Below are 23,442 nucleotides of genomic sequence, written 5' to 3'. Positions count from 1 at the left end.
GGTTTGTCGACGTGAATGCGTGCTCTGGGCAGTCCCGGAATGGTGATAACGGTCGTCTCGGTCACGGCTGTCGGCATTCTCGGCATCCAGGTCAACGGACTCCAGGCAGCGGATGGGGATCCGCGGACCCGGCCAGTTTGATAAGCGAGAGGGTGTGGGCGACCAGGGTGATGGGGACGCCGAAGACAGGGATGAGGCTCATCGGCAGCGCGGTCATCAGTTCGGTGCTCACCTCGCTGTGGCGCAGGCCGACCGGGTCGGCCGCGTAGAGGGCGCCGAGCGTGACGGCGGCGACCAGGTCGGCCACCCCGAACGCCGTCCAGGCGACGAACAGTCGGCTGGACCGGCCGACCACGAACGCGGCCACCAGCGGCGCCGTCAGCCCGATGGCCACGTCGCCGAGGCCGGCGGGCAGGGCGAAGGCGGCCGGCAGGGCGTCGACCGCGAGGAGCGCCAGGAACGCGAGCCCGCCCACTCGCCAGGTCTGCAGCAGCGTGAGGAACCGCAGGTCGAGACCGCGGGCCCAGGTTCGGAACCGCGACGAGCCGAGGGCGAGGGCGAGTACGGCCAGCGGCGGGGCGAGCGCCGCGGTGGCGAGGGCGACCGGCGGGGCGCCGGGGGCCGTCCGGAACGCGCCCAGGGCGCTCGCCAGGAACGCGGTGCCGAACCAGCCGATGGTGACGGCGGCGGCAAGCATGGGTGTCCGGGAAGGCCGGGTGAGCGGTAACGCGGTCATCGTTCCTCCAGTCACTTGCATTTTGAAAGTGACTGTAGGGAGGTGAGTTGTATATTGCAAGTGACAAGGAGGTGCGATGCCAACCGCCCGGAGCCCGATCCGGCGCTCGGACTGCGCCATTGCCGGCACCCTCGACATCGTCGGGGACCGGTGGTCGCTGCTCATCGTGCGTGACCTGCTCTTCCGTGGTGAACTTCGATTCGCGGACCTGGCCACCTCGGCCGAAGGCGTGCCGACGAACACGCTCACCGACCGGTTGCGCCGGCTGGAGGAGTTCGGCCTCGTCGAGCGTCGCGCCTACAGTGAACGGCCACGGCGGCACCAGTACCGCCTGACCGACCGGGGCCGGGCCCTCGCCCCCGTGCTCGACGCCATGGCCAACTGGGGAGTCGACCACCTGCCCGGCACGCGCCGGCTCGATGACCACTGATCCACCGCCACCGGCCAGCCTCGCCACCCTCCGCGTCTCGCGACCGCGCCTGAAGGGGCGGGCCGCGACCGCATCGATCGGCCCACCGCCGCGTACCATTCCGCGATGACGACGACCCCTCCGGAGCTGTACCCGCCCATCGAGCCCTACGCCACCCACCGGATCGCGGTCGGCGACGGTCACGAGCTGTACGCGGAGGAGGTCGGCAGTCCCGACGGCATCCCGGCGGTGTTCCTCCACGGTGGACCGGGTGGCGGCCTCGTACCCGGGGCGAGACGGTTCTTCGACCCGGAGCGCTACCGCCTGGTCCTGTTCGACCAGCGCGGCTCGGGACAGAGCACCCCGCTGGGCGAACTGGCCGGCAACACCACCGGACACCTGGTCGCCGACATCGAGGTGCTCCGGCGGCACCTGGGCATCGAGTCGTGGCTGGTGTTCGGCGGTTCGTGGGGCACCACACTGGGACTCGCCTACGCCCAGGCGCATCCCACCCTGGTCACCGGACTGATCCTGCGGGGGATCTTCCTGATGCGCCGCAGCGAACGCGACTGGTTCTACCAGCACGGACTCAAGCACCTGCAGCCGGAGGAGTGGGAACGCTTCACGGCACCCATCCCACCGGCCGAGCGGCACGACGTGCTGGGCGCCTACCACCGCCGCCTGCACGGCCCCGACGACGAGGAGGCGCGCCGATGCGCGGCGGCGTGGGGCCGGTGGGAGGCGGTGAACTCGTCGCTGCGCTCCGATCCGGACCTCATCGCCCACCTCACCGAGGACGAACGGGCCCTGCCGATGGCGCGGATCCTGTCCCACTATGTCCTGCACGGCGGGTTCCTCGACAGCGAGACGCAACTGCTCGACGGCGTGGACCGGATCCGCCACCTGCCGGCCGTGCTCATCCAGGGCCGCTACGACCTGTGCTGCCCGCCGTTCTCCGCCTACGACCTGGCGCGCCGCTGGCCGGAGGCCGACCTGCACATGGTGCCCGACGCCGGCCACTCCGCCCTCGAACCGGGCATCACCCGCGCCCTGCTGGCCGCCACCGACCGGTTCGCCGACCTGCTCGACCCAGCCGACGCCACGCCGGCGGCCTGAAACCGACCACCGCTCGCCCCGGGTCGGCGATCACCCGCCGACCCGGCGGGCGAACCCGGCCCAGTACCGGTCCCGGACCGCACGCCGAGCCGTCTTGCCCGTGCTCGCGGTCGGCAACGCCGACGTGATCTCGATGTGCAGCGGCTTCTTGTAGCTGGCCAACCGTTCCCGGCAGGCGGCCACCACCTCCTCCGGGGAGAGGGTCCGCTCCGGCTCGACCGCCACCACCGCGGCCACCGCCTCCCCCCACCGGTCATGCGGTACGCCGAACACGACCACGTCCCGCACCGCGGGCAGCTCGGCGATGGCCCGTTCCACCTCGGACGGATACACGTTGAACCCGCCGGTGACGATGACGTCACCGGTCCGGTCGACCAGATGCAGGTAGCCGTCGGCGTCGAACCGGCCGATGTCGCCAGAGCGGAACCATCCGTCGTCGTCGAACACGGCGGCGCTCGCCTCCGGCCGCCGCCAGTATCCGGGCATCACACAGTCGCCACGGATGCGTACCTCGCCGGTGCCGCCGGGCGTCACCGGCCGGCCGGTGACGTCGGTGACCCGTACCTCCACCTCCGCCGTCGGCCGCCCGGCCGAGGCCAACCGGTCAGGCACCGCGCCCTCGGATCCGCCCGGCCGGTGGTCGGCGGCACCGAGCACCGTCACCGGCGCCAACGCCTCACTGAGGCCATAACACTGATAGAGCGTGTCACCGAACACGTCGTACGCGCGGGCGGCGGCGGGCGCCGAGATGGCCGCGCCCCCGTACACCACCGCCCGCAGGCCGCTGAGGTCCGGGTCGCCGGCGGCGGCCGTCGCGGTCAGTGCCGTCAGGATGGTCGGCACCGCCGGCAGCACCGTGACCCGGTGCCGGGCGACCGCCGCGAGGATCGTCGCCGGATCGGCCCGGCCCACGGGTACGGCGGCACCACCGCGGAACGTGACGGCCGAACCGACCGAGCCGCCGAGATGGCTCATCGGCGCGGCGTGCAGCACGACATCTCCGGGCCCCAGCGGCGGAAGGTCGGCCCAGAACCCGCGGAGCATCGCCAGCCAACCCCGATGGGTGACGATCGCCCCCTTCGGCTCGCCGGTGCTGCCCGAGGTGTACATCAGGGCCGCGACGTCGTCCTCGACGGGCTCCGGCACGGCCGGATGGTCGTCCGGTACGCCGGGACCGACCAGGTCCGCCAGGTCCCGCGCGGTGACCACCAAACCCGTACCGGATGCCCGGACCGGTTCGGCGGCCGACTCCTCACACAGCACCACGGCCGCTGCGCAGTCACAGGCGATAGTGGCGATCTCCCGCCCGTGCAGCCGGCTCGACACCGCCACCCGCACCAGCCCCGACAGGAACAGCGCATGGTCGAGGATGAGCGACTCCGGCCGGTTCGCCAGCGCCACCACGACCCGGTCACCGGGCAGCAGACCGTGCCGCAGCAGCCGATGTGCGGTCCGCCGGGCCGCCGCACCGAGCTCGGCGAAGCTGTGCCAGCGGGTGCCGTCGTACACGGCGGGCCGGTGGGCGTGCCGGTGATGGACCCGGCGGGTCAGCTCCGCCAGGGTGGTCATCGGTCGCCGGCCGGCCCGGCGCCGGCCCGGCGGATCCACCGGTCGGCCAACTCGGCCACGATGGTCGCGGCGGGCTCCCGCCGCCGGACCAGGGCGTGCAGCAACTCCCCACCATCGCGCTGGTGGGCGGGGTAGCCGACGTCCCGGGCGCGGACGAACGCGTTGTCCACCGTGGACAGGGTGGCGCGGAAGAAATCGTGGGTGAGGTCGTTGGCGGCCGGATCGGTCCACGCGGCGCGGTGTCCGGGTTGGCCACCCGAGCGCAGGTAGTCGCCACGCTGGAAGTCGGCGGCCAGGACGAGGGCGGCGAACCGGGCCGCGGTCGGCAGGTCACGGCAGCGGGCCGAGATGGCCAGCCCGACCCCGCCCAGCATGCTGCCGTCCGGGTTGCCGGTCGCGCTGGGCGCGTCGGCGAACCGGACCAGGTGCCGGGCGTGGTCGTCCCGGGCGTAGTTCGAGTAGCCGAACGTCAACGGCACGTACCGGACCGGGGCGCCGGCCGCCATGGCGTCCAGTGTGGTGATCGGGTCCTGGGTCAGCGACACCGGATCCACCAGGTCGAGCAGCCGGTACAAGGTGCCGATGGCGGGCACCGCGACCTCGGTCCGGACGCCGGCGTCGGTCCACCAGCCGGGACGGCCGTCGGGCCGGGGCCGCACCAGCGTCGCGTCCGTGCGGGCCGCGTGCTGGTGGCAGAGGGTCAGGAAACTCGCCCACAGGTGGGTCGGGCTCGCCGGCAGCCGCGCCGCGCTCCGATTCGGCAGCGCGGTCAGCAGCTCGATCACCTCGTCCCAACTCGCCGGCGGGGGACCGGACAGCAGGTCCGGCCGGTACGCGCTGACCTGCGCGGCCGCGTCCATCGGCAGCGCCCACTGCCGGTCCTGCCAGGTGTAGCTACGGAAGCTCGGCCCGACGCTGGCCTCCCGCAGGTCGGCCAGGACCTCGGCGGGCAGCACCTCGTCGAGCGGCACCACGGCCCCGGACGCCGCCGCCTGACCGACGAACGGATGGTCGACGGCGATCAGGTCGTAGCGGGCGGCCAACTCCGCCACCGGAACGTCCTCGAACTCGCGCAGCGACCGGGCCTCCCAGCGGATCGTGCGACCCGGATGCTCGGCGGCGGTCCGCCGGGTCGCGGCCAGCAGCGGTGCCACCCCGCGCGGATGGTTCCAGGTCATGCCCACCAGCGCGCTCATCGTGGCACCGGTGGCAGCGGGACGCCCCGGGCGCCGACGTCGATCCGGGTCAGGTGCCACCGGCCGAGGTTCGCGGTGAGCAGGGCATCGCCGTGGAACGCGACGTTCGTCGGATGGGCCAGCAGGTGCGCGGTCGGGTCGTGGGCCACCACCTCCACCACCTGATCGGGGGTGATCCGCAGCACCTGGCTCGGCTGGTAGCAGCCGACGTAGATCGACCCGTCGACGCCGACCGCGAGCCCGTCCGGCAGCGCGCCGGGCAGCACCGCCACGTCGCGGCGCGTCCCGGCCGACCCGTCGGGCCGGACCTCGATCTCTACCACCGCGTTGCGGAACATCTCGGCCACGTACAGCCGGGTGCAGTCCGGGTTGAAGGCCAACCCGTTGGCGAACCGGAACGGCCCGGCGTGCCACAGGTCGCCGGTCCCGTCCGGGAGTAGCCGCACGATGCCGGGGCCGGCGACCTCCATGTCCCAGCTGTCCGACACGTACAGCCGGCCCTGCTTGTCGAACGCCGGATAGTTGGGCACCCGGAACCGGTGCCCGGGCACGCCGTCGGCGAACAGTTCGAGGTGTCCGGTGGCCATGGTGAGCCGGAACACCGCGGCATGCTTGAGGTCGCAGACGAACAGGTCGCCGGCGGTGTCGAAGGCCATGCCGAGGCAGAATCCGTCGGTGCTGGCCACCACCTCACGGTGGTCACCATCGGGCGATATCCGGTAGATCTGCCCCAGTTCGCCACCGCACCAGACCGAGCCGTCGGGGGCGACGGCGACCCCCTCCGGGTGCGACAGTCGTGGCTCGGTCAGCTGACCGTCGCACCACACCCGCGCCGGCGCCTGTCCTGTCATCGCCGTCCCCTCATCGTCCGGTGAACGTCGGTTGCCGTTTGTCCAGAAAGGCCGCCACGCCCTCGGCGGCGTCGGCCGTCGCGTACAGGCCGGAGAGCACCTGCTGCTCGACGGTGAGGCCCACGTCGAGCGGCATCCGCGCGCCGTCGGCGACCAGCCGCTTGGCCGCGCGGACCGCGACCGGCGCCTTGGCCGCGATGGTGGCGGCCAGTTCCCGGGTACGCGGCAGCAACTCGTCGGGGGAGTGCACCTCGTTGACCACGCCCCGGTCGTGTAGCTTCCGCGCGGGATAGAACCGCCCGGTGAGCACCGCCTCGGTGGCGAACCGGACCCCGGCGGCCCGGGCCAGCCGCTGGGTGCCACCACCGCCGGGCAGCAACCCGAGGTTGATCTCGGGAAGGCCGAATCTCGCCCGATCGGAGGCGACGATGAGGTCGCAGCTCAGCGCCACCTCGAAGCCGCCGCCGAGCGCGTACCCGTTCACCGCCGCGATGGTGACCTGCGGCAGGGCCGCCAGCGCGTCGAACACGGCGCGGCTGAGCCGCTGGTACGCGTCGAAGTCACGCTGGCTGACGCCGTGGTACTCGCGGATGTCGGCACCGGCGATGAAACCCTTGCCGGTCCCGGTGACGATCAGCACCCGCACCGACTCGTCGGCGTGCAGGTCGGTGAGGTGCTCACGCAGTGCGAGCAGCATCCCCCGGGACAACGCGCCGAGCGCCGCCGGCCGGTCGACGCGCAGCACCTCGACCCCGCCGGCGCGTTCCGTGACCAGATGCTCATGGACCCGGTTCTGCTCGCGGTGGCTGCTTCCGGCTTCCTGGTGGCCGCCGGGCCGCGGGTCGCCGGTCATGACAGCGCCCCGGCGGCGTCGAGAGCGGCCAACTCCTCGGGGTTGAGGACGGCCCCGAGCACCTCGCGGGTGTGCTCGCCGACGGCGGGTGGGCGGCGACGCTGCCGCCACGGAGTCGCGGACAGGGTGATCGGGCAGCCGATCAGCTCGATCTCCTCGCCGTTGGGGTGCTCGGTGGTGACGACCAGCGGTGATCCGTCGGCCCGCAGCTCGTCCACGGCCTCCCGCATGGTGCGCACCGGGGCGGCCCACAACCCGGCGCCGAGCAGCACGTCCAACCACTGGTCGGTGGTCCGTTGCGGGGTGCGCCGGTCGAGCCGCCGCTTCACCTCGTCCCGGTCGGTCCACGGGTGCAGCCCGGCCAGGTCCGCGTCGACGACCTCGGCCACCAGCGACAGGTCGCCCATCGACAGGGCGAGGAAGCCGTCGGCGGTGCGGTAGATGCCGAACGGTGCGTCCAGCCACGGCTGCGCGACGCCGGCCGCCGACCGGGATACCTCCAGATCCAGGTTAACCATCGCGGAGATCTCCTGGCACATGATGGCGATGGTGGAGTGGAACAGATCGACTTCGACGCGTTGGCCGATGCCGTGCCGGGCCCGGGCCAGCAACGCGGCGAGGATCCCGTTGACAAGCGTCAGCGCCCCGGTCGCGTCGCAGATCGAGGTGCCGGCGGCCACCGGCGGGTCGGTCGCCGTGCCGGCGTTGTACGCCAGCCCGGAGGCGGCCTGGATGAGCAGGTCCTGGCCGGGCCGGTTGCGGGCCGCGGACGGCGTGCGCTGCCCCCACCCCGAGCCGGAGCAGTAGACGATGTCCGGCCGTACGGCCCGGAAGTCGTCGTAGCCGAGGCCGAGCCGGTCCAGCACACCGGGCCGGAAGTTCTCCACCACCACGTCACAGGTGGCGCCGACGCGCAGCAGGGCATCCCGGGCGCCGGGCGCCTTCAGGTCGATCGCGACCGAACGCTTGTTGCGGTTCATCGCCAGGAACGCCGGCGAGTCGCCGTCGACCAGCCGACCGCCGAACGTCAGACCGCGTTCCCACTCGCCGTCGCGCGGACGTTCGACCTTGATGACGTCGGCGCCGAGGTCACCGAGCACCTGCGTCGCGTACGGCCCGAGCATCATCTGGGTGAAGTCGAGGACCCGGATGCCGTCCAGGGCCAGCGGCGCGGCGGGGGTGCCGGCCGCGTCGACGGCCGGGTGCGGGTCGGCCATGTCAGACCGCCTCCCCGGTGGGGCCGAGGACCGTGAGGCCACCATCCACCCGCAGGCAGGTGCCGGTGATGAACGATGCCTCGTCGGAGACGAGGAACGCGGCGGCGGTCGCCACCTCGTCCGGCTGGCCGAAGCGGCCGAGCGCGTGCGAGGCGTTCCAGTTGGCGATCAGCGCGTCCGGATCGGCCGCGGTGCGGAAGATCCGCTCGTTCATCGGCGTCATGATGGTGCCCGGCGCCAGGCAGTTGATCCGGATACCGGCGGTGCCGTACTCGACGGCCGCCTGCTGGGTCAGCCCGATGATGCCGCCCTTGGTGGCGGCGTAGCCGGCCCACCCGGGAAACCCCACCAGGGCCTGGACACTTGCCATGTTCACGATCGCTCCGCCACCGGCGGCCCGCAGGTGCGGGATCGCGTACTTCATGCCCAGCCAGACGCCCTTTAGGTTGACCGCCACCACCCGGTCCCAGTCCTCCTCGGACAGCGCGTCGGCGCTGCCCGCGATGGCCACCCCGGCGTTGTTCACGATGGCGTCGAGGCGGCCGAACCGGTCGACGACGCCGGTGACGAAGCCGTCCACCTCGTCGGCTCGGGACACGTCGATCCGCGCGGCGTACGCCTCGGGTCCGGTCTCGCCGAGGTCGGCCGCGACCCGAGCCGCGCCGTCGCTGTCGATGTCGGCGATTCCGACGTGGGCGCCCTCGGCCGCCAGCCGGCGGGCGATCGCGTACCCGATGCCGGTGGCCGCCCCGGTCACCGCGCACACCTTTCCGGTCAACCTGCCCACTGCGCCCCCTCGTCCGGTGGTCGCGGACCCGCTGCGGAACCGGACCACCTTGATAAAACGTTTTTCTGTATAGTCGGGCGGCCAGGTCGGTGTCAACAGCCGGTTGCCGCGGGCGGCGCGCGACGGAAGGCTCACGGGGCGGCCGACGTCGGGCCGTGGAGGAGGATCGCACGATGGCCACCATCAAGGATGTCGCTCGGCACGCCGGCGTCACGCCGTCGGTCGTGTCGCGGCTGCTCAGCGGCGACCCGACGCTGCGGGTGCGGCCCGAGACGAAGGCCCGGGTGGCGGCCTCCGTCGCGGAACTCGGATACGCCCCGAACCGGGCCGCCCGGGCGTTGCGACGGGCCCGCACCGGCGCCCTTGGCATGGCCATGCGGGACCCGACCAGCCCCGTGTACGGCGAGATCTTCCGCGGCGCCGAGGAGGAGGCCGGCCGGGCCGACCACGTCTTCGTCGTGGCCGACCTGGATTCGCTGACCGTCGACCCGGCGACGTTCCGCCGGCTGACCGGCACCGGCGCGATCGACGGCCTGGTCATCCAGCGCGACGGGCAGCCCGGTGACGACGCCCTCCTGGCCGGCCTGCGGCTGGCCGAGCTGCCCTTCGTGGTCGTCAACGAACGGGTCGAGCCCCCGCTGGCCGGGGTGGCGCTTGACGACACGCGGGCCGGCCGGGTGGCCACCGCCCACCTCATCGCGCTCGGCCACACCGAGATCGCCAGCATCGACATCGGCGGACCCACCTCCCGCTCGGCGGACCGGCACGCCGGCTGGGACCAGGCCATGCGGCACGCCGGCCTGGAACCCCGGTCCGACCTGGTCGCCGTGGGCGGTGCCCGGCCGGAGACCGGCTACCGGGCGATGACGGAACTGCTGGCCACCGTCCGACGGCCGTCCGCGGTGGTGGTCGGCACCCTGGTCGCCGCCGTCGGCGCGTTGACCGCCATCCGGCACGCCGGACTGCGCGTCCCCGAGGACATCTCGGTGATCGCCCACCACGACGCCTGGTTCGCCGAGCACGTCACGCCGCCGCTGACCGTGGTCCGGTCGCCGCTGCGTGAACTCGGCCGGCGCGCCGTCCGGTTGCTGCTGGACCGGGTCGACGGCCAGCCGGCCCGGCAGGACGTGGTGACCGAGCCGCCACCGGAACTGGTGCACCGCGGCTCGACCGTGCACGCCCCCGCCGGGCGGCGGTGACGCTCACCGGGGCGCGCCCATCGCCTCGGCACCGCCGGTGCAGACGGACATCGTCCAGGTCGCGCGGTAAGCGTCCCGGGTGTCGGGCCCGCCCGTCCCTTGACAAGGCCGACCCTTGACAAGGCCGACCCGGCCCACGATACCGTGGTAAAACGTTAGACCAATTCGGGTTCCGACCGGCTGGTCGACACCGCACCCCCCGAGGAAGGCCGGCATGGACCGCATCCCGTACGCCGCGCAGGTGCCACCCCACGACGCCACCCAGGCGACCCTGGTCGCCCGGGTGTTCGCGCCCGAGGCCGGCGGGCCCTGCGTGGCGGCGGTTCGCGGCGACACGGTGGTGGACCTGAGCCACCTCGAACCCACCGTCGCCGACCTGCTGGACCGGCCCGACGCCGTCGAGATCGTCCGCTCCGCGCCCGGCAGCCGGCAATGGCCGCTGGCCGACCTGCTGCGCGACACCCTCGCTCGACGCACCGACACGGCGCACCTGCTCACCCCGATCGACCTGCAGGTCATCAAGGCGGCCGGCGTCACCTTCGCCCGCAGCATGCTGGAACGGGTGGTGGAGGAACGGGCGGCCGGGGACCCCGGCCGCGCCGAGGCCCTGCGCGCCACCCTGACCGGACTGCTCGGCGGCGCGATCCAGGTCCGACCCGGATCGGCCGAGGCGACCCGGGTCAAACAGGTGCTGCAGGCCGAGGGCCTCTGGTCGCAGTACCTGGAGGTGGGCATCGGCCCCGACCCGGAGATCTTCACAAAGGCACCCGTGCTCTCGGCGGTGGGCACCGGCGCCGAGATCGGGGTGCTGGCCCGCTCGGTCTGGAACAACCCCGAACCCGAACTCGTCCTCGCGGTCACCTCGACCGGCCGCCCCGTCGGCGCCACCCTCGGCAACGACGTCAACCTCCGCGACTTCGAAGGACGCAGCGCACTGCTGCTGACCGAGGCCAAGGACAACAACGCGTCCTGCGCGGTCGGCCCGTTCCTGCGGCTGTTCGACGACCGATTCGGCCTCGACGACGCCTGCACGACCGAGATCAGCCTGCGGGTCGACGGCCCGGACGGCTACCGCCTCGACGCCACCAGTTCGGTAGCTGAGATCAGCCGGCACCCCCGGGACCTCATCGCCCACGCCCACGGCCCGCACCACCGCTACCCGGACGGGTTCGTGCTGTTCACGGGCACCATGTTTGCCCCGACCACCGACCGGGACGCTCCCGGTCAGGGCTTCACCCACCACCCCGGCGACATCGTCAGCATCTCGAGCCCACGGCTCGGCACCCTCGTCAACGTGGTCAACACCGCCGAAGCGGCTCCGGACTGGACGTTCGGCGTCCGGGCCCTGATGCGCAACCTCGCCGGCCGGGGACTGCTGCCGTCCGGACCGGTCCGGGACCGGTCGGACCAGGCGAGACCGGCGGTGCCGGACCCGGCACCGGCCCCCGCGACGACGACCTGACCAACCGAACGGAGTTCCGTTGTCCACCGACGCGCCCGCCACCACCGACGCCGCCGGCACGCCGGCTGACCGGCTGACCGCCGTGCTGGCGGCGAGCGCCGCCAGCGCCCGCCCGCTCGCCGCCACCGGTCCCGACGAGCGGGCCGCCCTACTCGACGCGATCGCCGGCACCCTGGACGCACACGCCGACGAACTGGTGCACATCGCCCGCGACGAAACCCACCTGCCCGAGCCGCGGCTGCGCACGGAACTGCGCCGAACCACGTTCCAGGCCCGGCTGCTGGCCGACCGGCTGCGCCAGGGCCTGCTCACCGACGTTCGGGTCGACCACGCCGACCCGGACTGGCCCATGGGACCCCGACCGGACCTTCGCCGCACCACCGTCCCACTCGGGCCCGTGCTCGTCTTCGCCGCCAGCAACTTCCCGTTCGCCTTCAGCGTCGCCGGCGGCGACACCGCCAGCGCGCTCGCCGCCGGCTGCCCCGTCGTGGTAAAGGCACACCCCGGCCATCCCCGCCTGTCCCGCCGAACCGCCGAACTCCTCGACGCGGCGCTGTCCGGGGCCCCCGCCGGGACCTTCGGGCTCATCGAAGGCGTCGAGCAGGGCGCCACGGCCGTACGCGACCCGAGGATCCGCGCCGTCGCGTTCACCGGCTCGCTACGCGCCGGCCGGCGCCTGTTCGACCTGGCCTGCGCCCGGGACGAACCAATCCCCTTCTACGGCGAATTGGGCAGCACCAACCCGGTGGTCGTCACCCCGGACGCCTGGCGTCGCCGCGCGGCGGCGGTGGCCGACGGGTTGGCCACCTCGTTCACCCTCGGCTCCGGGCAGTTCTGCACCAAGCCCGGCGTCGTGCTGGTACCCGACGCGGCCGCCCTGATCGCCGCGCTGCCCGCCGTCACCAGCGGACCGATGCTCACCCCGGAACTGACCGACGGCTTCCACGCCGCCCTCGCCGACCTGACCGCCACCCCCGGGATCGAGGTCGCGCTGCGTGGTGAGCCCACCGACGCCGGTGTTCCGGCGCCGGTGGTGCTGCGCACCGACGCGGCCACCGTGCTGGCCGACCCGGACATCCTGGAGCGGGAGTGCTTCGGGCCGGCCACCCTGCTCGTCGAATACGCCTCGACCACCGAGGTGCACGACATGGTGGCCGCGCTGCGCGGGCACCTGACCGCCACCGTGCAGGCCGGATCCGACGACGACGCCCTGGCCCTGGCGCTGGTGCCACTGCTCGCCGAACACGCCGGGCGGGTGCTGTGGAACGACTGGCCCACCGGCGTCACGGTCTCCGACGCGCAGCACCACGGCGGCCCGTACCCGGCCTCCACCGCCCCCGCCACGACGTCGGTGGGAACGGCGGCGGTCGCCCGCTTCCTGCGGCCGGTCGCCTTCCAGAACGTGCCGGACGGAGCGCTGCCACCGGAGTTGCGTGAGCGGGCGCCGGGACCGCGACTGGTCGACGGGCGCCCGCAACCCTGACGGTCGGCTCGCCGGGTGCGAGGCCGTCGGCGCCTTACGGTCGGAACGGCTGCCGGCACGCCGGCGAAACACGCCGCGGAAAGGTGGGACAGATGATCGGCATGTCCCGGTTGACCGGCGGGCGGACCCGCTCGGTCAGCCCGGAGAACCCCACGGGCGCCAAGGGCGCCGGTGCGGCGGCCACCGAGGGCACCGGCGCCGCCGCCGCCGTGGACCTCGGCCCGGGATGGAAGGTGTCCCCGAGCGTCGAGGTGGCCGCCGGAACGACGCACGTGCTGGCCGACCTCACCGGACCCGGCGTGATCCGCCACCTGTGGTGCACCACCCATCCCCGGCACTGGCGCTCGCTGATCCTGCGCTGCCACTGGGACGACGCCACCGAACCGGCGGTCGCCGTGCCGCTCGGCGACTTCTTCTGCCAGGGGTGGGGCGAGTTCGCCCAGGTCAGCTCGATACCGGTGGCCGTGAACCCGTACGGCGGGCTGAACTCCTACTGGGAGATGCCTTACCGGCGCCGGGCCCGGCTCACCATCGAGAACCTCGGAACCGAACCGGCGCTGCTGTTCTACCAGATCGACTACGAGCTGACCGAGGTCGCCGCGGACGTGGCGTACCTGCACGCCACCTGGCGGCGCAGCAACCCGCTACCGGACCGGCGACCGCACGTCATCCTCGACGGGGTGACCGGCGCTGGTCACTACGTCGGCACCTACCTCGCCTGGGGCGTCAACAGTTCCGGCTGGTGGGGCGAAGGCGAACTCAAGGTCTACCTCGACGGGGACGACGAGCTGCCGACGATCTGCGGCACCGGCACCGAGGACTATTTCGGCGGCGCCTGGAACTTCGACGTCCCGGGTCTGGGCTACACCGCCTACAGCACGCCGTACCTCGGCATGCCGCAGGTGCTGCGCCCGGACGGGCTGTACCGCAGCCAGCAGCGGTTCGGCATGTACCGCTGGCACCTGCCCGACCCGATCCGCTTCGCCGAGGACATCCGGGTCACCGTGCAGGCGCTCGGCTGGCGGTCCGGCGGCCGCTACCTGCCGCTGCGTGACGACATCGCCTCCACCGCCTGGTGGTACCTGGACAACCCGGCCGGGCGGCCGGTCACCTTCGACCCCGACCACCTCGAAGTGATCTGAGCGGGCTGCCCGGAGCCGGCCGGCCGGCACCGGGCAGCCGGCCGGCACTGGCCCGTGCCGCTTGAGTTCAAGCCCGGTTGAACACCGATCCTTGAGTGCGCCGCCGGCAGGACGCCGATGGAACGAACCAGGGAGAGCCCACATGACGACCGAGCAGCCGCGCAGCCCCCAGCAACGCAAGCGCGACACCCTCGCCCGCTTCGACCAGGACCTCGACGCCTGGGTGGCCTCGGCGGACCGGGACGGCAACGCCCACCTCGTGCCGTTGTCGTTCCTGTGGGACGGCACGACATTCACGCTCGCGACCGACGGGTCCACCCCCACCGGCCGCAACCTCCGGTCCTCGGGACGGGCCCGACTGGCGATCGGCCTGACCCGCGACGTGGTGCTCGTGGACGGCACCGTCGAGACCCACACCCTCGACACCGTCCCGACCAGGCTGGCCGACGCCTTCGCCGCGAAGCAGGCGTGGGACCCGCGAGGTGGTGGTCCCCGGTACGTGTTCTTCCTGGTGACCCCGCGCCGGATCCAGGCGTGGCGGGAGGTGGACGAGATCGCCGGCCGGGATCTGATGCGGGACGGTCGCTGGCTGGTTTGAGGGTCGCCGGAGGCTTCCCGGCCTTCCCCCGATACCGCAGAATGCGGGGATGGACGACTCGACTGAAGACCAGAAGACCGGCACCGCGATGGGTCGGCGCGCCCTCTTCGGCCGGGCGCTGCTGGCGGTCGGCGCCGCGGCCGGGCTGCTGAGCCTCACCGGATGTCCCGGCGGCGAACAGGGTGACGACGGCGACGACGACGGTGACGACGGTGACGACGACTAGGTTCCCACCGGGGCAGGAGATCGTTCGACGGTACGTTCGCGGGCCGCACCTGACCTGGGCGCAGGCCACCCGGGTCGTGGCCGACGACGAATCCGGCCTGGTGCTGTGGCTGCCAGAAGGCGCCGACTTCGCGTACCGGATCAACCCCGATGGTGGGGCGCTGCGCGGCGCGCCCACCATCGAGGCGTACGGCGCGGTTCCGTTGGCGCTACGCCGGTGGACGGACTATGACGTCCTGCTGCTGCATCCGCCGGGGGCCGCGCATTCGGTCTGGTGGTTCTTCTCCGGCGGTTCCTTCGACGGCTGGTACGTCAACCTGGAGACCCCGTTCGTGCGGCGTACCGACGGCATCGAGGTCGTGGACCACCACCTGGACATCGTCGTCGAGCCGGACCGGACCTGGCGGTGGAAGGACGAGGACGACTTCGCCAGGTGCACCGGCATAGCGGGGTTCTGGGATGCCGAGCAGGCGGCGGAGATCCGTGCCGAGGGACAGCGGGCGGTCGCCGCCATCGAGGCCGGGCGCTTCCCGTTCGACGGCACCTGGTGTGACGTCGCGCCGGACCCGACCTGGGCGCGGCCTCAACTGCCCGCCGCGGTCGTCCGGCTGACCGACGATCAGTCGGCGCGGGCGTCGTAGCTGTCGCGGTTGGCGAACACCTCGTCCATGTGCGCCTCGGCCCATTCCTTGATGCCCCGGATCACCTGGTGCAGTGAGAGACCGAGGTCGGTCAGCCGATAGGTGACCGTCGCCGGCACGGTGGGCCGTACGGTGCGGGTGACCAACCCGTCGCGTTCGAGCGACCGCAGCGTCTGGGTGAGCATCTTCTGGCTCACCCCGGCCAGTCGGCGGGACAATTCGGAGTACCGCATCGCTCTCGGCGCGCCGTCGCCGTCGGCGCCCGGCCGCTGCGGACCGTCGCTGCCGAGCGCGGCCAGGATCAACGCGACCCACTTGTCGGAGATCCGGTCGAGCAACTGGCGGCTGGGACATTCGGCCAGGAACGCGTCGTAGTCACGCTTCGCCTGGGCCCGTTTCTGGGCAGCCGTGGCTGTCGGCATCGCCGCTCCTTTTACCCGTGGGTGCCCTACGCACCTTCAGGTGCCTACTTCCCACTGGAGAGTAGCGCATCCATCGTGGTGGGTGGCACAGGCCGAGCACCCCTGCGAGGAGCGAACCATGAGCACCCCCACCTTCCGCACCGCCGTCGTGCGTACCCCCGGCGCGCCCGACCCGATCGAGATCATCGACGTCCCGGTCGCCCAGCCCGGCCCCGGCGAGGTCCGCGTCGCGATCGCCGCCGCCCCGGTCAACCCCGTCGACATCGCGGTCGCCCAGGGCTTCTTCCATGCCATGGGGCTGATCAACCAGCCGGAGTACACGGGACTCGGCTGGGACTTCGCCGGCACCGTCGCCGTCGCCGGACCGGGCGTGGACCTGGCCGTCGGCACCCGGGTCGCCGGCATGGTGGCCGGCTTCGACCGCGACCACGGCACCTACGCCGAACAGGTCGTCGTGCCGGTGACCGGGCTGGCGGTCGTCCCTGACGGGCTGGACCTGGTCACCGCGTCGACCGTGCCGCTCAACGGGCTGGCCGCCGCCCAGATCGTCGACCTGCTCGGCGGCCCGTCGGCCGGCCGCGACCGGCTGTTGGTGACCGGCGCGGCCGGCGCGGTCGGCGGGTACGTGGCCGTGCTGGCGCAGGACCGGGGCTGGCGGGTGACCGGCCTTGCCAGGACCGAGGACGAGGAGTTCGTCCGGAGCCTGGGCGCCGACTTCACGGCGGACCCCGAGCCGGGCTGGGACGCCGTCGCCGACGGAGCCACCCTGCAGGAGCGGGGTCTCGCCCTGGTCCGCGACGGCGGGCGGTTCGTCGGAGTCCGTCCGGCCGCCACGCCGGCCCCGGAACGCGGAGTCACCGTGGCGGCGGTGGAAACCCACCCCGACGGCCCCCGACTGGGCGACCTGCTCGCCGTAACGGCCTCCGGCGGTCTGCCGGCCCGGGTGCACGCGGTCGTGCCGTTGGAGTCCGTCGCCGACGCGCACCGCGCGGTGGCCAAGGGTGGGGTACGCGGTCGCTACGTGCTCAAGCCCTGATCCGCCGACCCCCGCAGTTCAGCCAACGTCCAGCACGTCACCGAACGGAGTGAGCATGACCTGGGTAGCCGGGTTCCGTACCGCCGTCATCAGCCCCTACGAGCCGATCCAGTACAACGAGCCGCGCGGATTCACCGACCAGACGGTGCGTCAGGTGCTGCACATGGCCGGCGGAGGAGAACAGATCCGGGTACTGCTGACGAACCGCTACGGTCGCACCCCGTTGACCGTCGACGCGGCGGCGGTCGCCACCACCCACCGGCGGGCGGTCCTCACCGTCGACGGCGCCGAGACCTTCACCATCGCACCGGGGGAGGAGGCCGTCTCCGATCCGATCGACCTGCCCGTCGTCGCCGGCTCCGACCTGGTCCTCAGCCTCTACCTTCCGGGGGAGACCGGTCTCGCCACCTATTCCCACCAGCCCATGGAGACCGCCCACGTGGTGGCCGGCAACCATGTCACCGCTCGGACCTGGCCGGACAGCGAGCCGGTGCAGGCCCGGTTCTACGTCACCGGGGTCGACGTCGTCGTCCCGGACGACATCCCGGTCGCCGTCGCGTTCGGCGACTCGTGGTTCGAAGGGGTCGGCACCACACCCGGCGCGAACAACCGTTCCGTGGATTTGCTCAACCGGCGCCTGGGCCGGGGATGGGTCGTCAACCAGGGCATCGCCGGGAACCGTCTGCTCAGCGACGGGATCGGGGAGCACGCGCTGGCGCGGTTCGACCGGGACATCCGCCCGATCCCCGGTCTGACCCACGTGCTTGTGCACTTCGGCATCAACGACCTCGGTCTGCCCGGAATGCTCGGCGAGCCCGCCGTGACGCCGGGCGCCCTGATCGAGGGATTCAGTGCCCTGGCTCATCGGGCACACCAGGCCGGTCTGAAGATCCTCCTCTCGACCATCGGACCCTTCGCCGGGGCCGCCTATCCCGGCGTCAGCACCCCCGAGGGGCTCGCCACCCGGCGCGAGGTGAACCACTGGATCCGCACCACCGACACGGTCGACGCCGTGGTGGACGTGGCACGGGCCGTCGAGAATCCCGACGCCCCCGACCACATCCATCCCGACCTGGACAGCGGCGACGGGATGCACCTCAACGACAAGGGCGCCCAGGCGATGGCCGACGCCGTGGACCTGAGGTTCCTGGGCCAGTAGCCAGGCCGCCGCGGGAAGGGCCGGTCACCAGGGGTCGTGCGGATACGGGTTGTAGCTCGGCAGCTCCATCTCACGCTTGAGGCGTCGGCGGAACAGCAGCACGGACAGGCTCAGGGACCCGAGGCCGATCAGCGCCAGCACGAGCCAGACCCCGGCGTTCCCCGCATCGTACGAGGAGCCGGGCGGCGGCGGGCCGGCCCCGGCCGCCACCTCGGTGCCCGGACTGTCCGCGGCCGCCTCGTCGTCCTCAGGCACCGCCACGGTGAACGAGAACTCACCCCTGCCCACCTCGCCACCGGCGAGGACGGCTGTCCAGGTGACTCGATAGTCGCCGGGCGGCAACTCCCTGGTCTTCTGGGAGAGGTTGATCCCGCCAAGCACCCGCGGTCGTCCCTCCTGATAGGTCGTCCCGTCGGTTCCGATGACCTCGACCTTCTCGTTGCGACCGCGCTCTATCTGCTGGTTGATGCTGATGATCACGTCGTCGACCGGCTCGGTGACGGTGGTGTCGGCCTCGGGGACGGTCTGCAGGACCACGGGTTCGGCCAAGGCTGGCGTCGCCAGCGGCCCGGCGAGCAGCGCAGCGGCGGCGGCCAGCAGGCCGACGAGGGGAACGAGCCGACGGCGAGCGCGGCGGACGATGCACGGCGACAACATCGCTAGATCATCCGCCATCGGGATCGATCGCGCTGCCCCTCCCGTACCGCCCCCAGCAGTGGCTGAAGACTGTGGATCGTGGATTTCTGGTGCCCCAGGGGCAGCGGAAATCCACGATCCACACGGTCACTCGGGGTCAGGTCAGGCCTACCTGGTCCAGCAGGCCGGCCAGTTCCACCGGCCGGCCGCCGGCCCGCGCCGACTCCCGGACCGCCGCCATCAGGCAGAACGTCTCGATGCCCTCCGCCAGGCCGGGGGAGTAGTCGGAATCCGTGGCCAACGCGTCCGCGAAATACTGGAGATAGTTCGCGAACTCGCCGTAGTGCATGCCGTGCACCTCGTTGTTGAAGTGGTAGTGCCGGTACTCGTACAGCATGTCCTCGACGATCTCGGTGCCGTCGTCGGCCGTGTGCACGTACCGCATGTCGTGGTACTGCGCCATCGAGGTGCCGGCCGACCCGTACAGCAGGCACTCGATCGAGTTCCGCGCCCGCGCCAGCTCGTGCATGCCGTAGTGGCCGAACGCCCGACCCAGCCGGCCGTCGGCGGTCATCGCGTTCACCGAGTAGACGTCGTACGACGCCAGGCCGTGCCGCCGGGCCAACGCGGAGCGGGAGCCCACCGCGGACACCGACTCGATCGGGCCGAGGTACCAGCGCAGCAGGTCCAGCGGGTGACTCATGCCCAGGTACACCCAGTCGGTGCCGTCGACGATCCACGGCGCCCGGTCGTAGTACCAGTCCATCCGGTGCGTGTAGTGCGCCTCCACCACCTCGACGTCGCCGACCTCGCCCCGCTCGTACGCGGCCCGCTGCCGCCGGAACGACTCGAAGAACCGGGTCGACTGGCCGACCAGCAGCCGCCGCCCGGTCCGCTGGGCCACCGCCAGCACCTGCCGGGCCGCCGCGAGATCGTTGACCACCGGCTTGGTGCACACCACGTCCTTGCCGGCCTCGAACGCGGCGATGATGTGCTCGGCGTGCAGATGATCGGGGGTGTACACACCCACGATCCGCACGTCGTCGCGGGCCAGCAGGTCGGCGTACGAGGACGTCAGGGCGACGCCCGGCACGTCGGCACCGACCTCGGCCAGCACGGCCGGGTCGAGGTCGCAGCCGGCCACCGCCCGCACGTTACGGGTCCGGTACGCGGCCAGCAGCGCCGTGCGGCCCTCGTGCAGGCCGACCACACCGAGGCCGAGCCGGTCGGCCTCGGGCACCGACTCGTCCATCGGGTACGAGTGGACGCCGCGGGCGACCCGGGGGAAGTAGCTCATCGACTCACTCCTGTTCGGTGCGGTGGACGGTGGCCCACACCTCGCGGTGGGAGTCCAGGTCACGGGACTGCTTGGCGGCCTCGGCGAGGTCGAGCACAACCGTGGCGATCTCGTGTCCGCGCAGCTCCACGGTGATCCGGGACCGCCCGCCGTCCGTCGTCACGGGCAGCGGTTCGCGCAGCTCCCCGAGGGCGCTGGCGCGCCAGCCGTGGCGGACCGTGCCGTCGCAGGTCAGCTCGGCGGTTCCGGGGTCGCCGGTGAACTCGACAAGCCGCACCAGCACCGGCCGGTCCAGCGTGGCGCTGGCGTGCTCGGGCAGCCCGGTCCCGGCGTACCCGGTCTCCCGGTACACGGCGGTGACGGCGGCACCGGGACAACCGTCCAGCCGCAGCAGGGACAGCGTCGCCGGCAGGTCACCGCCGACCCGGTCGGTGGTGGCGGCGACGGCCGGCCGGGTGAACTCCTGCGCCAACCGCCACCGGGTGGCGTGGTCCAGCCCGGTGTGCGGCAGCACCCGCACCCGGGCGTGCAGTTGCCGGACGTACCGGTCCTCGTCCCACGGGTCGCGCATCGACAGCACGTTCCACACGCCCCGCTCGGCCCGCAGGAAGCCCTGGCTGCCATCGTGCAGCCAGAGCACACCGGCGCCGGTGCCGTCGGTCAGGTCGACCAGTTGCAGCCCGGTCAGCGGATCCCGGATCTCCTCGAACACCTGGGGTGAGGTCATCCAGTCACCGGTCGGGTACTTGCGGGAGTGCCGGCCGCGGCCGGTGACCGGGGTGACCGCGTACGGGGTGTCGTGCAGCACCGTCGTCACGTCGAGGTCCGGTTCGACGAGCGTCATGAGCGCGGCGTGGTGCCGCCCGTCCGGCGGGGCCAGCGCGTCGGCGTCGAACGACAGGTCCACCGCGTCGAGGTCCGGGGCGAGCGCGACGGTCAGGCGCACCTCGTCCCCGGCGGGTGAGCGGGTAAGGACCGCCACCCGGTCACCGTCGACCCGCACCGACACCGGCTCGTACCGCTGCTCGACGCCGTCGCGTTCGCAGCGCAGCCCGGCGAGGCCGGCGGGGCCGCAGCCGACCCCGCCGATCGAGGTGACCACCCCCCGCCGCGGGTCGACGGTCACCCGGAAGTCGCCCCGGCGCAGCGTGACCACGCCGCCAGCCGCCTCGCCGACGCACGCGCCGTCCCTGGCGCCGGGCGCGATGTCCCTGTTGGCGGGCGTCGTGCCCGCGGCGGCCGGCGCAGCCTCCTCGACGCTCACCAATGGCACCGCCGGCTCGTCACCGGTGAGCACCACGTAGCCGAGCGCCGGCAGGTCGACCAGCCGGCCGGCGACGGCCGCCGTCCGGGACCAGCCCAGCGGGTTGACCGCGACCGTCCGGCCGGCGGGCCCGGCGGTCCGGCCGGCCAGGTGCGCGACGGTGCGGTCCAGCACCTCGCGGGCCAGCGCGTGGCCCCGGTCCAGGCCGGCGTAGCCGACGTGCCCGCACAGCCCCTCACACTCGTCGTTGTCGTGGTGCTGGAAGGCGAGCAGCTCCCGCCACCCCTCCTCCAACTCCCACACCGGATACACGTCCCAGTGCGGGTACGGGCGACCGACGCGGCCGGCCAGCACGGACAACCCTTCGGCGGCCAGCAGCGTCTGCTCGGTCTCCCGGCTGCGCCGGTGCCCCAGGTCGCCGTTCTTGCCGAGGCTCATCCCGTGGAAGACGTCGTCCATCGTGTACCGGCGTACCTCGGCGTGCGGACGCACCGCGTCCAGCACCTCCGAGAGGGTGCCGAACCGGACGTCCAGTCCGGGGGTGGACAGCAGTTCCTTCATGCCGTCGAGCAGCAGCTCGGAGCGGCACATCCAGTCCGGGGACGGGAGCAGTTCCAGCCACTGCTGGATGACCGGCGCGGGTGATGTCGTCAGCAGCGGATGGGCCTGCAGGGCGGCGAAGTCCTCCGGCCACTGGTGCAGGTTCAGCGGCCCGCGCGGGGAGGTCAGGACACGGCTGCCGTCCACCCCCTCCCACCACACCGCCGGCAGGTCCTCCTCGGGCACGTGTGGGGTGTGCCAGGTCCACTGGAAGAACAGTGACGCGTACCGGTAGCCGACGTCGGTCAGCAGCTGCGGCAACTGGGGGAAGAACGCGAACTCCTCCTCCCAGAAGGTGCGCGGCCGCACCCCGAGCAGCCGCCGCACCGCGCGCACCCCGTAGGTGAGCTGCCGGACCGCGGACTCGCCGTGGTGGAACAGCGGGTACGGCTGACCGTAGCTGGCTCCGACGATCTCGATCCGGCCGTCGGCCACCGCCTCCCGCAGCAGGGCCAGCGCCTCGGGTTCCTCGGCGGCCATCCGTTCGTACCCGACGCCGTCGAAGTTGAGGTTGCCGCGGGCGCCGGTGGCGGCGGAGAAGGCCAGCATGTCGCGCACCGAGGCGCCGAGCACGCCGTAGCCCCACAGCCACTGCATGTCCACCCAATGGAAGTGGTTGCCGAACGTGTACCAGACCGGCCGATCCACCTGCCCGCTCCCGTTGTCGTTGTCGTGCTCGCTCACTTGCCGGCTCCCGCGGTCAGGCCGGCGATGATCCGGCGTTGCCCGAACACCACCAGCAGGATGATCGGCACGATCATGAACACCGACAGGGTGCTCATCAGGTCCCACGGCCGGCTGGCCGCACCGCTGTTGACCTGGGTGAGTTGGATCAGCCCGATGGTCAGCGTCCGAGTGTCCACCGAGTTGCTGAACACCAGCGGATAGAACAGCTCGTTCCACGCCATGATCAGGTTGACCAGGAAGAGGGTGACCAGGGCCGGCTTCAGCAGCGGCCAGATCACCACGTACAGCATCTGGGCGAAGTTGGTTCCGTCGACGTGCGCGGCCTCCTCCAACTCGCGGGGGATCTGCTTGACGAACGACACCATCAACCACACCGTCATCGGGATCATGAGGCTGGCCTGCAACAGGATCAGCCCGTGCATGGTGTCGACCAACCCGAGGCTGTTGTAGAGCTGGAACAGCGGGATCGTGGTGGCGATCTGCGGCAACGCCATGGTCAGCAGCAACACCAGCATGGTCAGGTTGCCGCCGCGGAACCGCAGCCGGGCGAAGGCGTACGCGGCGAAGAACGCCAGGGCCACCGCGAGCAGCGCCGAACCGACCGCGTAGAGGGCGGAGTTCAGGGCGTACGTCCAGATGGGCACCTGCTCGCTGGTGCGCTGCACCGTCTCCCCGGTCGGCCGGGTCGTGAAGTAGGTCGGCGGCTCGGACAGCAACTGGTCGGCCGGCAGGAACGCGGACAGCAGGATCCAGTAGACCGGCAGCCCGAACACCACCGCGAACAGCGCGAATCCCGCGTACGGACCGCCCCGGGCGGCCAGTCGGCGCATCACAGCGCCACCTCCGTGCGACGGAAC

At 72.4% G+C, this 23,442-nt stretch carries 23 protein-coding genes; 11 read left to right on the top strand and 12 right to left on the bottom strand.

Annotation, left to right across the window (positions count from 1 at the left end; all coding sequences use genetic code 11):
- Positions 1-91 precede the first annotated feature (91 nt).
- Entirely contained in the window at positions 92-736 is a 645-nt protein-coding gene (locus ACFQUZ_RS10530) for a hypothetical protein (protein WP_377440683.1), read from the bottom strand.
- Positions 737-812: 76 nt separating this feature from the next.
- On the opposite strand from ACFQUZ_RS10530, the gene ACFQUZ_RS10525 reads away from it, so the two are divergent.
- Positions 813-1,166, top strand: coding sequence for a winged helix-turn-helix transcriptional regulator (locus tag ACFQUZ_RS10525; RefSeq protein ID WP_377440681.1), 354 nt, complete (start codon positions 813-815; stop codon positions 1,164-1,166).
- A 105-nt stretch (positions 1,167-1,271) separates the two neighbouring features.
- Positions 1,272-2,261 (top strand): prolyl aminopeptidase, encoded by a 990-nt coding sequence (gene pip / locus ACFQUZ_RS10520; protein WP_377440679.1) that lies wholly within the window; start codon positions 1,272-1,274, stop codon positions 2,259-2,261.
- Between the two features lie 30 nt (positions 2,262-2,291).
- Here pip and ACFQUZ_RS10515 read toward each other — a convergent pair whose 3' ends face one another.
- Genes ACFQUZ_RS10515 through ACFQUZ_RS10490 form a run of 6 tightly spaced genes read right to left on the bottom strand, consistent with a single transcriptional unit; the run spans position 2,292 to position 8,734 of the window.
- On the bottom strand, positions 2,292-3,830 hold the full coding sequence (locus ACFQUZ_RS10515; protein WP_377440677.1) for a class I adenylate-forming enzyme family protein: 1,539 nt from the start codon (positions 3,828-3,830) through the stop codon (positions 2,292-2,294).
- A complete protein-coding gene (locus ACFQUZ_RS10510) occupies positions 3,827-5,026 on the bottom strand; it encodes an ABC transporter substrate-binding protein (protein ID WP_377440675.1) in 1,200 nt (399 codons plus the stop codon). Before ACFQUZ_RS10510 ends, ACFQUZ_RS10515 begins: the two co-directional genes overlap by 4 nt.
- Positions 5,023-5,877 (bottom strand): SMP-30/gluconolactonase/LRE family protein, encoded by an 855-nt coding sequence (locus tag ACFQUZ_RS10505; protein ID WP_377440673.1) that lies wholly within the window; start codon positions 5,875-5,877, stop codon positions 5,023-5,025. The genes ACFQUZ_RS10510 and ACFQUZ_RS10505 overlap by 4 nt, the downstream gene beginning before the upstream one ends.
- A gap of 10 nt (positions 5,878-5,887) precedes the next feature.
- Entirely contained in the window at positions 5,888-6,730 is an 843-nt protein-coding gene (locus ACFQUZ_RS10500; protein WP_377440671.1) for an enoyl-CoA hydratase/isomerase family protein, read from the bottom strand.
- Entirely contained in the window at positions 6,727-7,947 is a 1,221-nt protein-coding gene (locus ACFQUZ_RS10495; protein WP_377440669.1) for a CaiB/BaiF CoA transferase family protein, read from the bottom strand. Before ACFQUZ_RS10495 ends, ACFQUZ_RS10500 begins: the two co-directional genes overlap by 4 nt.
- A 1-nt stretch (position 7,948) precedes the next feature.
- A complete protein-coding gene (locus ACFQUZ_RS10490) occupies positions 7,949-8,734 on the bottom strand; it encodes an SDR family NAD(P)-dependent oxidoreductase (RefSeq protein ID WP_377440667.1) in 786 nt (261 codons plus the stop codon).
- 173 nt (positions 8,735-8,907) lie between these two features.
- Between ACFQUZ_RS10490 and ACFQUZ_RS10485 the strand changes: the two genes are divergently transcribed.
- The 7 genes from ACFQUZ_RS10485 (at position 8,908) to ACFQUZ_RS10455 (ending at position 15,484) form a co-directional block, all read left to right on the top strand.
- Positions 8,908-9,933 (top strand): LacI family DNA-binding transcriptional regulator, encoded by a 1,026-nt coding sequence (locus ACFQUZ_RS10485; protein ID WP_377440665.1) that lies wholly within the window; start codon positions 8,908-8,910, stop codon positions 9,931-9,933.
- Positions 9,934-10,147: 214 nt separating this feature from the next.
- Entirely contained in the window at positions 10,148-11,395 is a 1,248-nt protein-coding gene (locus tag ACFQUZ_RS10480) for a fumarylacetoacetate hydrolase family protein (RefSeq protein ID WP_377440663.1), read from the top strand.
- Positions 11,396-11,414: 19 nt separating this feature from the next.
- Positions 11,415-12,878, top strand: a complete 1,464-nt coding sequence (locus ACFQUZ_RS10475) for an aldehyde dehydrogenase (NADP(+)) (protein ID WP_377440661.1) — start codon at positions 11,415-11,417, stop codon at positions 12,876-12,878.
- Between the two features lie 92 nt (positions 12,879-12,970).
- Positions 12,971-14,020 (top strand): glycoside hydrolase family 172 protein, encoded by a 1,050-nt coding sequence (locus ACFQUZ_RS10470; protein WP_377440659.1) that lies wholly within the window; start codon positions 12,971-12,973, stop codon positions 14,018-14,020.
- Positions 14,021-14,162: 142 nt separating this feature from the next.
- Positions 14,163-14,618 (top strand): pyridoxamine 5'-phosphate oxidase family protein, encoded by a 456-nt coding sequence (locus ACFQUZ_RS10465; protein ID WP_377440657.1) that lies wholly within the window; start codon positions 14,163-14,165, stop codon positions 14,616-14,618.
- Positions 14,619-14,667: 49 nt separating this feature from the next.
- On the top strand, positions 14,668-14,844 hold the full coding sequence (locus ACFQUZ_RS10460; protein WP_377440655.1) for a hypothetical protein: 177 nt from the start codon (positions 14,668-14,670) through the stop codon (positions 14,842-14,844).
- A complete protein-coding gene (locus ACFQUZ_RS10455) occupies positions 14,831-15,484 on the top strand; it encodes a DUF402 domain-containing protein (protein ID WP_377440653.1) in 654 nt (217 codons plus the stop codon). Before ACFQUZ_RS10460 ends, ACFQUZ_RS10455 begins: the two co-directional genes overlap by 14 nt.
- Here ACFQUZ_RS10455 and ACFQUZ_RS10450 read toward each other — a convergent pair.
- A complete protein-coding gene (locus ACFQUZ_RS10450) occupies positions 15,463-15,906 on the bottom strand; it encodes a winged helix-turn-helix transcriptional regulator (protein ID WP_377440651.1) in 444 nt (147 codons plus the stop codon). The genes ACFQUZ_RS10455 and ACFQUZ_RS10450 overlap by 22 nt on opposite strands.
- Before the next feature lie 118 nt (positions 15,907-16,024).
- Here ACFQUZ_RS10450 and ACFQUZ_RS10445 point away from each other — a divergent pair, with 118 nt between their 5' ends.
- Together ACFQUZ_RS10445 and ACFQUZ_RS10440 are read left to right on the top strand one after the other, a co-directional pair.
- On the top strand, positions 16,025-16,942 hold the full coding sequence (locus ACFQUZ_RS10445; RefSeq protein WP_377440649.1) for an NADP-dependent oxidoreductase: 918 nt from the start codon (positions 16,025-16,027) through the stop codon (positions 16,940-16,942).
- A 55-nt stretch (positions 16,943-16,997) separates the two neighbouring features.
- The gene (locus ACFQUZ_RS10440) at positions 16,998-18,101 is read left to right on the top strand and encodes a GDSL-type esterase/lipase family protein (RefSeq protein WP_377440647.1); all 1,104 of its coding nucleotides are present in this window, start codon (positions 16,998-17,000) and stop codon (positions 18,099-18,101) included.
- 24 nt (positions 18,102-18,125) lie between these two features.
- Here ACFQUZ_RS10440 and ACFQUZ_RS10435 read toward each other — a convergent pair whose 3' ends face one another.
- The 4 genes from ACFQUZ_RS10435 to ACFQUZ_RS10420 form a co-directional block, all read right to left on the bottom strand.
- Entirely contained in the window at positions 18,126-18,758 is a 633-nt protein-coding gene (locus ACFQUZ_RS10435; RefSeq protein ID WP_377440645.1) for a copper resistance protein CopC, read from the bottom strand.
- A gap of 136 nt (positions 18,759-18,894) precedes the next feature.
- Positions 18,895-20,034 carry a Gfo/Idh/MocA family protein gene (locus ACFQUZ_RS10430; RefSeq protein ID WP_377440643.1) on the bottom strand — a complete coding sequence of 380 codons (1,140 nt, stop codon included), beginning with the start codon at positions 20,032-20,034 and terminating at the stop codon, positions 18,895-18,897.
- Positions 20,035-20,038: 4 nt separating this feature from the next.
- On the bottom strand, positions 20,039-22,582 hold the full coding sequence (locus ACFQUZ_RS10425; RefSeq protein WP_377440641.1) for a hypothetical protein: 2,544 nt from the start codon (positions 22,580-22,582) through the stop codon (positions 20,039-20,041).
- Positions 22,579-23,415, bottom strand: a complete 837-nt coding sequence (locus ACFQUZ_RS10420) for a carbohydrate ABC transporter permease (protein WP_377440639.1) — start codon at positions 23,413-23,415, stop codon at positions 22,579-22,581. The genes ACFQUZ_RS10425 and ACFQUZ_RS10420 overlap by 4 nt, the downstream gene beginning before the upstream one ends.
- Between the last annotated feature and the right edge of the window lie 27 nt (positions 23,416-23,442).

The sequence above is a fragment of the Plantactinospora sp. GCM10030261 genome, from assembly GCF_042666615.1.
Taxonomy (GTDB): Bacteria; Actinomycetota; Actinomycetes; order Mycobacteriales; family Micromonosporaceae; genus KBS50.
This window is presented reverse-complemented; position numbering and strand designations above follow the sequence as displayed.